This is a genomic window from Serratia nematodiphila DZ0503SBS1, from assembly GCF_000738675.1.
Classification (GTDB): Bacteria; Pseudomonadota; Gammaproteobacteria; order Enterobacterales; family Enterobacteriaceae; genus Serratia; species Serratia nematodiphila.
Genome location: NZ_JPUX01000001.1, coordinates 1,429,303 through 1,444,065 on the forward strand (window position 1 = coordinate 1,429,303; position 14,763 = coordinate 1,444,065).

Annotated in this window: 15 protein-coding genes; 9 read left to right on the forward strand and 6 right to left on the reverse strand. The window is 60.3% G+C overall.

The features are described from left to right. Position 1: 1 nt before the first annotated feature. The gene (plsB, locus tag JL05_RS06515; RefSeq protein ID WP_033631970.1) at positions 2 to 2,467 is read right to left on the reverse strand and encodes a glycerol-3-phosphate 1-O-acyltransferase PlsB; all 2,466 of its coding nucleotides are present in this window, start codon (positions 2,465 to 2,467) and stop codon (positions 2 to 4) included. A 148-nt stretch (positions 2,468 to 2,615) separates the two neighbouring features. Between plsB and JL05_RS06520 the strand changes: the two genes are divergently transcribed. The 4 genes from JL05_RS06520 (at position 2,616) to JL05_RS06535 (ending at position 5,661) form a co-directional block, all read left to right on the forward strand. After that, complete coding sequence (locus tag JL05_RS06520) at positions 2,616 to 2,984, forward strand: diacylglycerol kinase (protein WP_015379225.1); 369 nt, start codon at positions 2,616 to 2,618, stop codon at positions 2,982 to 2,984. 102 nt (positions 2,985 to 3,086) lie between these two features. Further along, a complete protein-coding gene (gene lexA / locus JL05_RS06525; protein WP_004936736.1) occupies positions 3,087 to 3,695 on the forward strand; it encodes a transcriptional repressor LexA in 609 nt (202 codons plus the stop codon). 103 nt (positions 3,696 to 3,798) lie between these two features. Next, positions 3,799 to 5,136 (forward strand): MATE family efflux transporter DinF, encoded by a 1,338-nt coding sequence (gene dinF / locus JL05_RS06530; protein ID WP_033631971.1) that lies wholly within the window; start codon positions 3,799 to 3,801, stop codon positions 5,134 to 5,136. Between the two features lie 315 nt (positions 5,137 to 5,451). Next, complete coding sequence (locus JL05_RS06535) at positions 5,452 to 5,661, forward strand: CsbD family protein (protein ID WP_004936743.1); 210 nt, start codon at positions 5,452 to 5,454, stop codon at positions 5,659 to 5,661. A gap of 102 nt (positions 5,662 to 5,763) precedes the next feature. On the opposite strand, the gene zur is transcribed toward JL05_RS06535, so the two are convergent. Then, positions 5,764 to 6,276 (reverse strand): zinc uptake transcriptional repressor Zur, encoded by a 513-nt coding sequence (zur, locus tag JL05_RS06540; RefSeq protein WP_015379223.1) that lies wholly within the window; start codon positions 6,274 to 6,276, stop codon positions 5,764 to 5,766. A 245-nt stretch (positions 6,277 to 6,521) separates the two neighbouring features. Between zur and JL05_RS06545 the strand changes: the two genes are divergently transcribed. Next, positions 6,522 to 7,094 (forward strand): sugar O-acetyltransferase, encoded by a 573-nt coding sequence (locus tag JL05_RS06545; RefSeq protein ID WP_033631972.1) that lies wholly within the window; start codon positions 6,522 to 6,524, stop codon positions 7,092 to 7,094. A 30-nt stretch (positions 7,095 to 7,124) separates the two neighbouring features. Here JL05_RS06545 and JL05_RS06550 read toward each other — a convergent pair whose 3' ends face one another. After that, a complete protein-coding gene (locus JL05_RS06550) occupies positions 7,125 to 7,670 on the reverse strand; it encodes an RNA polymerase sigma factor (protein ID WP_033631973.1) in 546 nt (181 codons plus the stop codon). An 18-nt stretch (positions 7,671 to 7,688) separates the two neighbouring features. Then, positions 7,689 to 8,222: a tetratricopeptide repeat protein gene (locus JL05_RS06555; protein ID WP_021505139.1), complete on the reverse strand. Its 534-nt coding sequence runs from the start codon at positions 8,220 to 8,222 to the stop codon at positions 7,689 to 7,691. A 202-nt stretch (positions 8,223 to 8,424) separates the two neighbouring features. On the opposite strand from JL05_RS06555, the gene dusA reads away from it, so the two are divergent. Together dusA and pspG are read left to right on the forward strand one after the other, a co-directional pair. Then, entirely contained in the window at positions 8,425 to 9,435 is a 1,011-nt protein-coding gene (gene dusA / locus JL05_RS06560; RefSeq protein WP_019453217.1) for a tRNA dihydrouridine(20/20a) synthase DusA, read from the forward strand. Positions 9,436 to 9,590: 155 nt separating this feature from the next. Continuing rightward, a complete protein-coding gene (gene pspG / locus JL05_RS06565; protein ID WP_004936761.1) occupies positions 9,591 to 9,809 on the forward strand; it encodes an envelope stress response protein PspG in 219 nt (72 codons plus the stop codon). A 299-nt stretch (positions 9,810 to 10,108) separates the two neighbouring features. On the opposite strand, the gene JL05_RS06570 is transcribed toward pspG, so the two are convergent. Further along, on the reverse strand, positions 10,109 to 11,092 hold the full coding sequence (locus JL05_RS06570) for a quinone oxidoreductase (RefSeq protein WP_004936764.1): 984 nt from the start codon (positions 11,090 to 11,092) through the stop codon (positions 10,109 to 10,111). Between the two features lie 167 nt (positions 11,093 to 11,259). On the opposite strand from JL05_RS06570, the gene dnaB reads away from it, so the two are divergent. Both dnaB and alr read left to right on the forward strand, forming a co-directional pair. Beyond that, positions 11,260 to 12,684 carry a replicative DNA helicase gene (gene dnaB / locus JL05_RS06575; protein WP_033631974.1) on the forward strand — a complete coding sequence of 475 codons (1,425 nt, stop codon included), beginning with the start codon at positions 11,260 to 11,262 and terminating at the stop codon, positions 12,682 to 12,684. Positions 12,685 to 12,701: 17 nt separating this feature from the next. Next, complete coding sequence (gene alr / locus JL05_RS06580) at positions 12,702 to 13,781, forward strand: alanine racemase (protein WP_033631975.1); 1,080 nt, start codon at positions 12,702 to 12,704, stop codon at positions 13,779 to 13,781. Positions 13,782 to 13,825: 44 nt separating this feature from the next. On the opposite strand, the gene JL05_RS06585 is transcribed toward alr, so the two are convergent. After that, complete coding sequence (locus tag JL05_RS06585) at positions 13,826 to 14,593, reverse strand: transporter substrate-binding domain-containing protein (protein WP_033631976.1); 768 nt, start codon at positions 14,591 to 14,593, stop codon at positions 13,826 to 13,828. Positions 14,594 to 14,763: the final 170 nt, after the last annotated feature.

A 14,763-nucleotide genomic window follows, 5' to 3' on the forward strand; every position in this document is an offset into this window, starting at 1 on the left:
ATCACTCGTCTTTCTCTTCTTCCGCGTCGGTTTGCGGCAGAGCGTTGGTCTCTTCCGGCATGTTGACGCTTTCGATGGTCAGCTTGATTTCCGGCGTGATCAGATCGCTCAGCATGCTGTACACCTCGAGGGTGTGCTCGCGGATCGCATCGCCGCTGTCGTTGATGTAGCCTTCTTCACGCAGCGTCGCCACCAGGGTGGAGAACACCGCCTTGTCGAAGAACTCCGGCGCATTGATGCCGTGCAGCACCGACAGACGCTGCGCCATGATGCGGCTCTCTTTCTCCAGCGCGCCGCGGTTGATGCTCGGGTTGGCGCTGAGGATCGACATGGTGATGGCGTAGCGTTGCAGGGTTTCGCGCACCCCGGCGGCCAGTAGCTGCAGCGGGCGAATGCGCGCCGGGTTGAGCACCAGATCGTCGCCTTTGTCGCAGATCAGCTGTTGACGGATCAGCTCGTCGATCATCGGCCGCAGCACCTCCGGCAGCTGTTCCTTGTCGTTATGCAGGAACAGCTCGGCTTTCAGCATCGGGTAGATCATGCCGATCTGGCGCAGCAGCTCGGCGCGCGACACCCGGCGATGATGCATCACGATGCTGGCGATCAGCGACGGCAACACCAGCAGATGGTGGATGTTGTTGCGGTAATAGGTCATCAGCACCGCCTGCTCGCGCGGCAGGATGATGATGTCGCCGATGCTGTCCTTCTCCACCTCGAACTTGTTCATGTTCAGCGCGTGATCCAGCAGCTCATCCGGCGTTTGCGTCGGCACGGTGACGTCACGCGCGTAAGGCGCGTTGCGCATCAGCTGCAGGTAGCACTCGAGCTGCTCGACCAGCTGCTCGCGGGTCAGCGAACGCTGACGCGAGGCCAGCAGCGCGGTGGAACACAGGTTCATGGCGTTGGCTGCGGCGGCATTGTTGATGCGCACCATGATCTGGCCGGCCAGATCGTTGACCGTCGGCGTCAGCCAGCTTGGACGCTGAGCTTCGATCGGATCGATCGACTCGCGCCACTGCGGCACGTTCTGGTTGAGGTAGGCCGTCAATGGCAGCGGTTCGCCGAAGTTGACGTATCCCTGGCCCAGGTTGCGCAGCTTGCGCAGGCCGCGCAGCATCTGCGGCAGGCTCTCTTTTTCCTTGGTGGCACCGCGCAGCTCTTTGGCGTAGGTACCCACTTCCATCACGTGTTCGTAACCGATGTAAATCGGCACCAGCGTGATCGGACGGGTGCCGCCGCGCAGCATCGCCTGGATGGTCATCGACAGGGTGCCGGTCTTCGGCTCCAGCAAGCGCCCGGTGCGGGAACGGCCGCCTTCCACGAAATATTCCACCGAGTAACCGCGGGTGAACAGCTCGCCGAGGTATTCGCGGAACACCGTCGAGTACAGCTTGTTGCCTTTAAAGGTGCGGCGGATGAAGAACGCGCCCAGGCGACGGAAGATCGGGCCCGCCGGCCAGAAGTTGAGGTTGATGCCCGCAGCGATGTGCGGCGGCACCAGGCCCTGGTGATACAGCACGTACGACAGCAGCAGATAGTCCATGTGGCTGCGGTGGCAGGGCACGTAGACGATCTCGTGGCCGTCCTGCGCCAGCTGGCGCACGCGCTCGGCGTTGGTGACGTTGATGCCCTGATACAGCCGGTTCCAGGTCCAGCTCAGCACGCGGTCGGACAGGCGCACGGTTTCGTAGGAGAAGTCGGCGGCGATCTCTTCCATCAGCGCGATGGCGTTCTGCTGGGCCTTCTCGTGCGAGATCTTCTTGCTGCGCGCTTCGTCCTCGACCGCTTTTTCGATCGCTTTGGACGCCAACAGCTTGTTGAACAGATCCTGACGGGCCGGCAGACTCGGGCCCACCGCGGCCAGGCGCTGACGCGAGAAGTGCATGCGCGCCACGCGCGCCAGTTTCTGCGCGATGGTTTTATCCGTGCCGTGTTCGGTAGCCATGCGGCGCAGCGACACGGTGTTGGAGAAACGCACGAAGCTGTCGCGGCCGAGCCACAGCACCGCGAAGAATTTCTGCACGCCGTTCAACAGACGCAGGTGCGGCGTGCCGTGGCCTTCGCGGCCCGGCGAACGGCCGAACATCACCGAAACCGGCAGCATCTGAATGTCGAGATCCGGGTTGCTGCGGTGCAGATCCAGATAGTCGTGGAACAGCTTTACCGACTCTTCTTTCGGGGTGTAATAGCGGAATACGCGTGGGCCGTCGTGAATGAACACGTAGCTCGGCAGCACGGTGCCGTCGATCTCCAGCGCGTTGAGCGGATCGGGCAGATCCTGCGCCAGGCACTGGGTGCGCAGCGTCAGCAAATCCGCCTTGGAATTGTAAGGTAAAACATACAAAATCGGCCGTGAGGGATCCAACCCTAGCTCGGTAACCGGATCTGAAGGGATGACCTTACTTCTTACCAACAATTTAAGTGGTAAATTCAATATTTTATAATAAATTTTACGCCAACCTGACATAACAACGTGAAGCCTCTTGTTAGCAATGCGCCGCAAGCATACCAGAAACCGGGTAGCAGATCTGTGGTGTTCGAAAACCGAGAGCCGTCAGCGCGGACTGTTCTAGACTCTTTTTATTATGACCGACCTCTGAGAAAGGCACGAAAACATGGCAAACCAAGCAACCGGGCTGACCCGCATCATCAAGGCCGCCGGCTATTCCTATAAAGGGCTATCCGCCGCCTGGCAGCACGAAGCGGCTTTCCGCCAGGAACTGGTGGTCACCCTTCTGGCTATCATACTGGCTGTCTGGCTGGATGTGGGTGCGATAGCGCGCATTTTATTGATCGGATCGGTAGCGCTGGTGATGATCGTCGAGATCCTGAACAGCGCGATCGAGGCGGTGGTGGATCGCATCGGCAGCGAACATCACGAGCTGTCCGGGCGGGCCAAGGACATGGGATCGGCGGCGGTGTCGCTGGCGATCGTGCTGGCGCTGTTCGTTTGGGGCACGGTCTTATGGCAGCATTTCGGCTGACGAAAAGCGCCTACTGACTGATTTTTATTTATTCTTCGGTTCCCAATCCGCGCTTACCTGTATATACTCACAGCAAGACTGTATAAACAAACAGGGGGCGGAATGAAAGCACTAACTACCAGACAGCAAGAGGTCTACGATCTGATTCGCGAGCACATTTCGCAAACGGGCATGCCGCCAACGCGTGCCGAGATCGCGATGCGTCTGGGGTTCCGTTCGCCTAACGCCGCCGAAGAGCACCTGAAGGCGCTGGCACGCAAAGGCGTGATCGAAATCGTCTCCGGCGCCTCGCGCGGTATCCGTCTGCTGATGGAAGAAGAAGAAGGGCTGCCGCTGATCGGCCGCGTCGCCGCCGGCGAGCCGCTGCTGGCGCAGCAGCACATCGAAGGGCACTACCAGGTGGATCCTTCCCTGTTTAAACCGAGCGCCGATTTCCTGCTGCGGGTGAACGGCATGTCAATGCGCGACATCGGCATTCTGGACGGCGATCTGCTGGCGGTACACAAAACGCAAGACGTGCGCAACGGCCAGGTCGTGGTCGCGCGGATCGAAGACGAAGTGACGGTCAAGCGCTTGAAAAAGCACGGCAACGTGGTTGAGCTGCTGCCGGAGAACAACGAATTCCAACCGATCGTGGTCGATCTGCGTCAGCAGAATTTCACTATCGAAGGGCTGGCGGTCGGCGTGATCCGCAACGGCGACTGGATTTAATCGCCGCGCCATCACCGCCGCTCCCTGTATCAATCGCCCCTGTTTTGGGGCGTTTTTGTTTCTGACTTCGCCCTTTGTCACTCAGTCACAGGAACATCCCATCATGCGCCTGATTTCCGCTTTCACCAGCGACACCGATAAAGCCCTGTGGCGCCTCGCCCTGCCGATGATCTTCTCCAATATTACCGTGCCGCTGCTCGGGCTGGTGGACACCGCGGTGATCGGCCACCTCGACAGCCCGATCTACCTGGGGGGCGTGGCGATCGGCGCGGTGGCGACCAGCTTCCTGTTCATGCTGCTGTTATTCCTGCGCATGAGCACCACCGGCCTGGCGGCGCAAGCGCTGGGGGCACAGAACCCGCAAGCGCTGGCGCGCGCCTTTATGCAACCGCTGCTGCTGGCGCTGTTGGGCGGCGCGGCGATCGTCCTGCTGCGTTATCCGCTGATCGAACTGGCGCTGCGGATCGTCGGTGGCGATGGCGAGGTGCTGGAACAGGCGCGGCGTTTTCTTGAGATCCGCTGGTTAAGCGCCCCGGCGGCGCTGGCCAATTTGGTGCTGCTGGGCTGGCTGCTTGGCGTACAGTACGTGCGGGCGCCGGTAATCCTGCTGATCGTCGGCAACCTGCTGAACATCGTGCTGGATATCTGGCTGGTGATGGGCCTGGGCTGGAACGTGCGGGGGGCGGCGGCGGCAACCGCCATCGCCGAATACGCTACGCTGCTGCTCGGCCTGTGGTTGGCGTGGCGGGTGATGCGCCTGCGCGGTATTACCCTGCAGATGCTGCGCCAGGCCTGGCGTGGCGATCTGCGTCGCCTGCTGGCGCTCAACCGCGACATCATGCTGCGCTCATTGTTGCTGCAACTGTGCTTTGCGTCGTTGACCATTTTCGGCGCTCGCCTGGGAAGCGAGGTGGTGGCGGTCAATGCGGTATTGATGAATCTGCTGACGTTCACCGCCTATGCGCTCGACGGTTTCGCTTATGCGGTGGAGGCTCATTCGGGCCACGCCTACGGCGCTCGGGACGACAGCCAACTGCGCAAAGTGTGGCACGCGGCCTGCAGGCAGGCAGGGCTGGTCGCGTTGGCCTTCGGCCTGGCGTATGCCGTTACCGGCCAGCAGATCGTGGCAGCCTTGACCTCTTTGCCGGAACTGCGTGCGTTGGCCGCCCATTATTTACCCTGGCAGGTCATTCTGCCGCTGGTTGGGGTGTGGTGCTATTTGCTGGACGGCATGTTTATCGGCGCCACGCGCGGCGCCGAGATGCGCAACAGCATGGCGGTGGCTGCTGCGGGATACGGTTTGGCGCTGTTCAGCGTGCCACTGCTTGGCAACCACGGCCTCTGGCTGGCGCTGGCGGTGTTTCTGGCGCTGCGCGGTCTGGCGTTGGGCTGGATTTGGCACCGTCACCAGGTGCGCGGCAGCTGGTTTACTGCCCATTAAACCGGACGTCTTGTTGGGTTAATGATTAGTTTTTTTTATGAATTTGATCATGTTTGCTTACATGTTTTCAGCCTTGGTCTGTTCGCGTTAGTTCGTTGTTTGTTAGCGTTTTTTGTTTTTATCTTGTTTGTTAATGGTTTTTTATCCTGTGTTTTGGCTTTTTTATTTCCATGTTTAACTAGAATGAATCATGTGGCTGGTAAATGAAGGGGAGCGTTGCTTCTTAAGGTGAAGGGAGCATCAGCCAGAAAAACTTCTGGTTAACCCCGGCCGGCGACAGGGATCACTGATTCACCACAGGTTAACGGAGAGACTATGAATAAAGATCAAGCCGACGGTAACTGGAAGCAGCTGAAAGGCAAAGTGAAAGAGAAATGGGGCAAGCTGACCGATGACGATCTGACGGTCATCGAAGGGAAACGCGAACAGCTGGTCGGCAAAATCCAGGAGCGCTACGGTTACCAGAAAGAGGCGGCCGAAAAAGAGGTGAAGGCCTGGGAAGATCACACCAAACACCGCTGGTAACACGCAGGGCCGCCACTGACGGCGGCCGGCAACAGCGCAGGCCGGCGTCGCTCCATCCTCTGGCGTCCCGGCCGCAGGTACAGGGAAGTACCTGACTTCGTCTTACTTCTTCTTGATGGCGATGCTGTGATCATGTTCGGCGCAGTCATGCTTGCTGTCACAAGCTTCAACTTCAACGCAACCGGCGCACAGGCCGTGCGCTTCCACCACGCTGTGCCGCAGCGCAAATCCGGCTTCCTGCGCCAGCTTCTGCAGCGTTTCCTCCACGCCTTCGGTGGTGCGTTCGGTCACCTGGCCGCAGCGGTCGCAGATAAACAGCGCGGACGTATGCATCGGCTGTTCGAAGTGGTGGCACAGCACGTAGCTGTTGGCGGACTCCACCCTATGGATAAACCCTTGCTCCAGCAGAAAATCCAGCGCGCGGTAGACCGTCGGCGGCTTGGCCTGCGGTTCGGCGACGCGCAGCAGATCGAGCAGGTCATAAGCGCTGATTGCACCGGGTTGCTGAGTCATCAGACGCAGCACTTCCAGCCGTTGCGGCGTCAATCGCACATTGCGTTGCTGGCAGAGGCGTTCCGCCTGCGCCAACAGCTTTTCCTGGGTGGTTGAGTTCATCGCAAATATCCCGGTACGTAAAAAAGCCGATTTTACCATGATTACGGCGAATCGCCGAGAGTTGCCCCCTTTTCCCCTGAGGATAGCGCAGAGAAAGGCGCGCTGAGTGCGCTAAAAGAGAGATGCATCACAACTTTTCCCCTCCGCCGGGCGGTAGATCAACGTTGCCGGTTTTAGCGCTGGAGAGCAGCGGGCGAGAGCGGTATAACGCCTTTCACCCGCGTGATGAGCAGGAGCCCTGTGTGATGACGGAAAGAGAGAAGCTGTTAAGCGGCCTGGAATACAACAGCCGCGATGAAGAACTGCTCGCCCTGTACCATCGGGCGAGGGCGTTGACCAAAAGCCTGGGGGTGCTGGACTCGCATCAGGCGGACGAGAAAAATCGCCTGCTCGGCGAGCTGTTCGGCAACTGGGGTGAAGCGAGCTGGATCGAAACGCCATTCTGGTGCGACTACGGGCAGCATGTCCGCATCGGTAAAAACTGTTTTATCAACGTCAATGCGGTGTTCCTCGACTGCAACACCATCACCATCGGCGACAACACGCTGATCGGCCCCAACGTACAAATCTACACGCCGAGTCATCCGCTGAAGGCCGGTGAACGCTTTACCGGTGACCCGGCTTTTCCTTTCCGCACCTCGGCGCAGCCGGTGTCTATCGGCAGCAACGTGTGGATCGGCGGCAACGTGGTGATCCTGCCGGGAGTGACCATCGGCGATGGTACGACTATCGGTGCGGGCAGCATCGTCACCGGCGACATTCCGGCCAATGTGCTGGCGCTGGGGCAGCCGTGCCGGGTTATCCGCGCGTTGGAATAGGCCGCTTAACACGAATCGGCGGCCAGCGGTTTATCGGCGAGTGCGGGGCAAGGGCGGAGTAGGGGGCTTCTTACGGTGCGAATCGTCGTTTGGCAACTGGCGGTCATCGGCCAAGGCCAGGCGTGCGGCCGCAAGGCGGCTCATGACGGTGCCGATTGGCACCGCCAGCACTTTCGCCGCTTCCCGGTAGGACAGCCCTTCGACATACACCAGAAACAGCGCGTTGCGCTGGGCCGCCGGCAACCGGCTTACGCGCCGCATCACTTCATTGAGCCAGACCGGCCGTTCACCGTTGTCCGCATCGCCAAGCTCTTCCGCCGCCATGCAGCCTTGCCCCTGACGACGATGCTGGGCGCGAACTTCATTGAGCCAAATAGAGTGCAAGATGGCAAACAACCAGCGATCCAGGTGTGAACCGGGGGTGAATTGCGCGGCGCGCTCCAGCGCACGCACGCAGGTTGCCTGCACCAGGTCGTCGGCGACATCCCGCCGGTGCGAAAGCACCAGCGCATAGCGCCACAGGCGGGAGAGATAGTGGCCGAGTTCATCGCGTATCGCATCGCCGCTGATAGTCACCTCCGCAGGCGCGTCGGATCAAGATTCCGGTTGGCGGTCGATGGCTGCCGCCAAATCTCGGTACTCCTCGCACCCGGTGCCGCACAGCGACTGGATCACCAGCAGCTGTTGGCGCGCCAGGTCGGGCCGCCCTTTCAGCATATAGGCTTCTCCCAGGTACTCGCGCACTTTGGGGTATTTCGGATCGAGGGCCACTGATTTTAAATAATAGCCGATACCCTCATCGGTGCGGCCCAGTTTGCGCGTGGCGTAGCCGCGATAATTCAGTGCGACGGCGGTGTTGGGATTTTGCAGCGTGTTGAGCATATCGATCGCTTCCTGATAACGGCCGCTTTTCGCCAGTGCATAGGCATAGTTAGTGCGGTCGGCGTCGTCGACTTTGCTGCCTTTATCCACCGTGCAGGTCTGGGTTTTACTGTCGTAAACCTGGCCTTTCGGACAGGTCGGCGGGGTTTGGCCGCTGCCGTCGCCGCCCATCGCCAGCGCCGCGCCGGAAAACAGCAGGCAGCCGGCAATGGCCGATGCCAGCAGGCGTTTAATGAAGCTGTTCATGGTTGTGTCCTCAAGGCAGAGGCGCCGTGCGCGCCCGCAATGAGATAACACCTGAACGAGTGAATTTATTCGCCTTACTCCCGCTTATTTACGCCACCGGCAAGGCGGTTTTCCCAACGGCGTCGATTGTCGTTATAATAGCCGTTTGCGGCCGCGCGCCGTTCGTTGAACCCAGACAGACTCAGGTAGCCAGTAACTCAGCATGACGAAAGACAACCACGCCCCAACCTACGCCGCCAATCGCTTCTCCATCGCGCCAATGCTCGACTGGACCGATCGTCATTGCCGTTACTTCCATCGCCTGCTGACCAAGGAAACGCTGCTGTACACCGAGATGGTGACCACCGGCGCGATCATCCACGGCAAGGGCGACTACCTGGCCTACAGCGAAGAAGAGCATCCGGTGGCGCTACAGCTGGGCGGCAGCGATCCGGCCGCGCTGGCGCACTGCGCCAAACTGGCGGAGCAGCGCGGTTATGACGAGATTAACCTCAACGTCGGCTGTCCATCTGATCGGGTGCAAAACGGTATGTTCGGCGCCTGCCTGATGGGGCAGGCGACGCTGGTCGCCGATTGCATCAAGGCGATGCGCGACGTCGTATCGATTCCGGTGACGGTGAAGACCCGCATCGGCATCGACGATCAGGACAGCTACGCTTTCCTGTGCGACTTTATCCAGACCGTCGCCGGGCGCGGCGAGTGCGACATGTTCACCATCCACGCCCGCAAAGCCTGGCTCTCCGGCCTCAGCCCGAAAGAGAACCGCGAAGTGCCGCCGCTGGACTACCCGCGCGTTTATCAGCTGAAGCGGGATTTCCCGGCGCTGACCATCGCCATCAACGGTGGAGTGAAAACGCTGGAAGAGGCGCAGCAGCATCTGCAGCATCTGGACGGCGTGATGATGGGGCGCGAGGCGTACCAGAATCCGGGCATCCTGGCGCGGGTCGACAGCGAACTGTTCGGCGCGCAGACCGCGGTGCCGGACAGCGTGGCGATCGTCGAAGCGCTGTATCCGTATATCGAGCGCGAGCTGTCTAACGGCACCTATCTCGGCCACATCACCCGCCACATCCTCGGTTTGTTCCAGGGTGTGCCGGGCGCGCGCCAGTGGCGCCGTCATCTGAGCGAGAACGCCCACAAGCCGGGCGCCGATGCGCGGGTGGTGGAGCAGGCGCTGGCGTTGGTGCGCCAGCCGCGTGTCGAAATGGCGTAGCCGAAAAAATTTGACCAACAGTTAGTCTTTTTCACCAGGCATTCGGCGCACTGCCGGATGCCTTCCCCGTTTTTTCAATAGGTTAGCACTTCCGCCATTCTGGCACGCTTCTTGTAATTCACTCTGCAGATACGTTGCATTGCAAAGGAGCAATCATGTTGGAAATCTTCTTTCTCATTGGCTTTGTGGTGATGCTGATGGTGACCGGCATCTCGCTGCTGGGGATCTTCGCTGCGCTGTTGGCGGCGGCGGCGTTCATGTTGTTGGGCGGGTTATTCGCGGTGGTCATCAAGCTGCTGCCGTGGCTGATTTTGGCGGTGGTTGGGGTATGGATTTACCGTTCGATGCAGAAACCCCAGGTCAGGCGTTACTGATTTTTTGCTGAATAATCAGTCAGTCGCGATGAAACTTGCATAACTGCCCGCCACGCTAATGCGGCAGCGATCACAGCTTGGCAGTTTTCCTCTGCAATGTGGCACATAAAGCGTGTTTTTTGCCGGACGGGGCTGTTAGGATGTTGATCGATGCAGTGATGCGACCCATTTCATCACCGTGAGAGACACCTAAAATTCGTGTTGCTAAAGCAACCCCTGTCTCTGGCGGACTCTGCTCTACCCCTACAAAACGCAGTAACAGAAAGGGCTCCGCAAGGAGCCCTTTTCTTTGGCTGCTATCAGGGGATCAGCAGGCTGGAACCGCTGGTGCTGCGGCTTTCCAGCACCTGGTGCGCACGCTGGGCGTCGGCCAGCGCGAATTTCTGCTCGTCTCTCACCTCCACCCGAATGGCGCCGCTGCCGATCAGCGAGAACAGCTCATTGCTGGCGTACTGCAGCTCGGCGCGGTTGGTGATGTAACCGTTTAGGGAAGGGCGGGTGACGTACAGCGAGCCCTTCTGATTCAGCAGCGCCAGATCGACTCCCGTCACCGGGCCGGAGGCGTTGCCGAAGCTGACCATCAGGCCGCGCCGCTTCAGGCTGTTGAGCGAGGCCTGCCAGGTGCTTTGCCCCACTGAATCGTACACCACGCCAACCTTCTCGCCGTGCGTCAGCTCGGCCACCCGCTGGGCGATATCCTCTTTGTGGTAGTTGATGGTGGCCCAGGCGCCGGCCTGTTTCGCCAGCGCGGCCTTCTCGTCGGAGCCGACGCTGCCGATCAGGCGCGCGCCCAGCGCTTTGGCCCATTGGCAGGCGATCAGCCCAACCCCGCCGGCGGCGGCATGGAACAGGAACACTTCACCCGGTTGCACGTCGTGGGTCTGGCGCAGCAGGTAATGCACCGTCAGCCCTTTCAGGAAAGAAGCGGCGCCCTGCTCAAAGCTGAGGTTGTGCGGCAGCAGCGCCACTTTTTCTTCCGGCACATTGTGGACTTCGCTGTAGGCGCCGAGCGACGACTGCGCATACACCACCCGGTCGCCCGGTTTGATCGCGCTGACCCCGGCGCCAACCTTGACCACCACGCCGGCCGCCTCGGTGCCGAGGCCGCTCGGCAGGCTGGGCGGCGCGTACAGCCCGCTGCGCACATAGGTGTCGATGTAGTTGATGCCGATCGCTTTGTTCTCGATCTGCACTTCGCCGGCGGCGGGATCGAGCGGTGTAAAATCAACGTATTGCAAGACTTCCGGCCCGCCGGTGGCGGAAAACTGAATGCGCTTGGCCATATCGTTACCTCGTTTGAGTGTCTGATTTCACCCTATTCTTTTTAGTATCGGAGATCCAGTTCACCCGTGCGGGATTCAATACCTTTTTTGCATCGGTTATGACGCAAAAATCACGTATACTCTCGCGTCAAGATCCTTCATTCGCAACCGGATAAAGACTACGTTTCATGGCAGGAAAAAAACCAACCAACAAAACAAACGCGGACGAAACCAGAGAGCGTTCCAGAGATCGTCAGATGGAAGGGCTGAAGATGCCGCCGCACTCGCTGGAGGCCGAGCAGTCGGTGTTGGGCGGTTTGATGCTGGATAACGAGCGTTGGGACAACGTGGCGGAGCGCGTGGTCGCCAACGACTTCTTCAGCCGCCCGCATCGCCTGATCTTTTCCGAGATGCAGCGTCTGCTGGAGATGAGCAAGCCTATCGATCTCATCACCCTGTCTGAATCGCTCGAACAGAAGGGCGAGCTGGACTCGGTCGGCGGCTTTGCCTACCTGGCCGAGCTGTCGAAAAATACCCCGAGCGCCGCCAACATCGGCGCCTATGCCGACATCGTGCGCGAGCGCGCGGTGGTGCGCGAAATGATCTCGGTGGCTAACGAGATCGCCGACGCCGGCTACGATCCGCAGGGGCGCAGCAGCGAAGACCTGCTCGATCTGGCGGAATCCCGCGTATTCCAAATCGCCGAGAACCGCGCCAGCAAAGACGAAGGCCCGAAGGGCATCGAGCGCATCCTGGAAGACACCGTATCGCGCATCGAGCAGCTGTATCAGCAGCCGCACGACGGCGTGACCGGGGTCGATACCGGCTATCAGGACCTCAACAAGAAAACCGCGGGCATGCAAAAGTCCGATCTGATCATCGTCGCCGCCCGTCCATCGATGGGGAAAACCACCTTCGCCATGAACCTGTGCGAAAACGCCGCGATGACTCAGGAAAAACCGGTGCTGATCTTCAGCCTGGAGATGCCCGGCGAACAGATCATGATGCGTATGCTGGCGTCGCTGTCGCGCGTGGATCAGACTCGCATCCGTACCGGCCAGCTCGATGACGAGGACTGGGCGCGCATTTCCAGCACCATGGGCATCCTGCTGGAGAAGCGCAACATGTACATCGACGACTCCTCTGGCCTGACGCCGACCGAAGTGCGCTCGCGCGCGCGGCGCATTTTCCGCGAGCACGACGGGCTTAGCCTGATCATGATCGACTACCTGCAGCTGATGCGCGTGCCGGCCCTGTCCGACAACCGTACGCTGGAGATCGCCGAGATTTCGCGCTCGCTGAAGGCGCTGGCGAAAGAGCTGCAGGTGCCGGTGGTGGCGCTGTCGCAGCTGAACCGCAGCCTGGAGCAGCGCGCCGACAAACGCCCGGTCAACTCCGACCTGCGTGAATCCGGCTCTATCGAGCAGGATGCCGACCTGATTATGTTCATCTATCGTGATGAGGTGTATCACGAGAACAGCGATCTGAAAGGGATCGCGGAAATTATTATCGGTAAGCAGCGTAACGGCCCGATCGGCACCGTGCGCCTTACCTTTAACGGCCAGTGGTCGCGTTTCGATAACTACGCGGGGCCACAATACGATGACGAATAATCAGCTAAGGAACTGAAATGAAAGCGGCAACCGCTGTAATCGACCGCCGCGCTCTGCGACATAATCTGCAACAGGTGCGCCGCCAGGCGCCGCAAAGCCGCCTGATTGCCGTTGTGAAAGCAAACGCTTATGGACATGGCCTGCTGGAAACAGCACACACCCTGCAAGACGCCGACTGCTACGGCGTAGCGCGCATCGGCGAGGCGCTGATGCTGCGCTCCGGCGGCATCGTCAAACCGATCCTGCTGCTGGAAGGCTTCTTCTGTGCCGAAGACCTGCCGGTGCTGGTGGCGAACAACATCGAAACCGCGGTGCACAGCATCGAACAGCTCGAAGCGCTGGAGCAGGCCGAGCTGGCGCGTCCGGTGCCGGTGTGGATGAAGCTCGATACCGGCATGCATCGGCTGGGGGTGCGTCCCGAACAGGCGGAGGCGTTTTATCAGCGCCTGTGCGCCTGCCGCAACGTGGCGCAGCCGGTCAATATCATGAGCCACTTCAGCCGCGCCGATGAGCCGGAGTCCGACGCCACCCTGAAACAGATCGCCTGCTTCGAGCAGTTCGCGCGCGGCAAACCGGGCCAGCGCTCGGTCGCCGCCTCCGGCGGCACGCTGCTGTGGCCGGACGCCCACAACGAGTGGGTGCGCCCCGGCATCATTCTGTATGGCGTGTCGCCGTTGGATAACGGCAGCGGCGCCGAGCATGGTCTGCAGCCGGCGATGACGCTGAAATCCAGCCTGATCGCGGTGCGCGAGCACAAGGCTGGTGAAGCGGTGGGCTATGGCGGCACCTGGGTAAGTCCGCGCGATACTCGCCTTGGCGTGGTGGCGATGGGATACGGCGATGGCTACCCGCGCAGCGCGCCGACCGGCACGCCGATCCTGATTAACGGCCGCGAAGTGCCGATCGTCGGCCGGGTGTCGATGGACATGATTTCGGTCGATCTCGGGCCGGCCGCCGCCGATAAGGTAGGGGATGAAGCGGTGCTGTGGGGGCCGGCGTTGCCGGTCGAGCGTATCGCCGTCTGTACCGGCATCAGCGCTTATGAACTGATCACCAAGCTCACGCAGCGCGTGGCGATGGAATACATCGGCGACTGATACGCCGCAGGGGCCGACGCGCGTCGGCCCCGTTTCTCAGCGCGTTACTTCTTTACCGCCAACCACTTGTCGATAATCTTCTGATACTCGCCGGTCGCCTTGGCCAGGTGCAGCCACTGATCCACATACAGTTTCCAGCTCAGATCGTCGCGCGGCAGCATGTAAGCCTTCTCGCCGTACTGCATCGGTTTGGTCGGATTCACCGCGCACAGCTTCGGATAGCGCTTTTGTTGGTACAACGCCTCGGAGGCGTCAGTGATCATCACGTCCGCCTTGCGATCCACCAGCTGCTGGAAAATGCTCATGTTGTCGTGCGTCAGCGTCAGTTTGGCCTTCGGCAAATAGGCGTGCACGAAGGCTTCATTGGTGCCGCCCGCCGGTTCCAGCAGGCGCACCGACGGTTTGTTGATCTGTTCTATCGTGCGGTATTTCTTCACGTCAGTGCAGCGCACCAGCGGAATTTTGCCGTCGGTATCCAGCTTGTCGGCGAAGAACACCTGCTTTTGCCGCTCCAGCGTGACGGAGATGCCGCCCATGGCGATGTCGCACTTGCCGGAGGCGAAGTCCGGCGTCAGGGTTTTCCAGCTGGTTTTCACCCACTTCACCTTGGCGCCCAGGCTCTTCGCCAGCGATTCCGCCATATCGATGTCGATGCCTTCATAGCCGCCGTCTTCCTTGAGGAAGGTGTAGGGCTTGTAGTCGCCGGTGGTGCAGACCTCCAGGGTCTTTTGCTGCAGCACTTTGTCCAGGTGGGATTGCGCGCCGGCGCTGCCGGCGGCGAGCAGCAGCGCGAGGGGGAGTAGCTTTTTCATCTGGCGTCCTTTTTATACATTCGTGGTTTTATGCGTTACTTCGCCGTTAATTGTCGTTTGCCTGCATGAGTTAGCCGTTTTTTATGCCGCTTACCGGCGAAAACGCCGGGCGTTGCTGCTGTACGCGATTTAAGCGCCAGGGTGTGACGTCGGCAACGGTAAAAAAACTG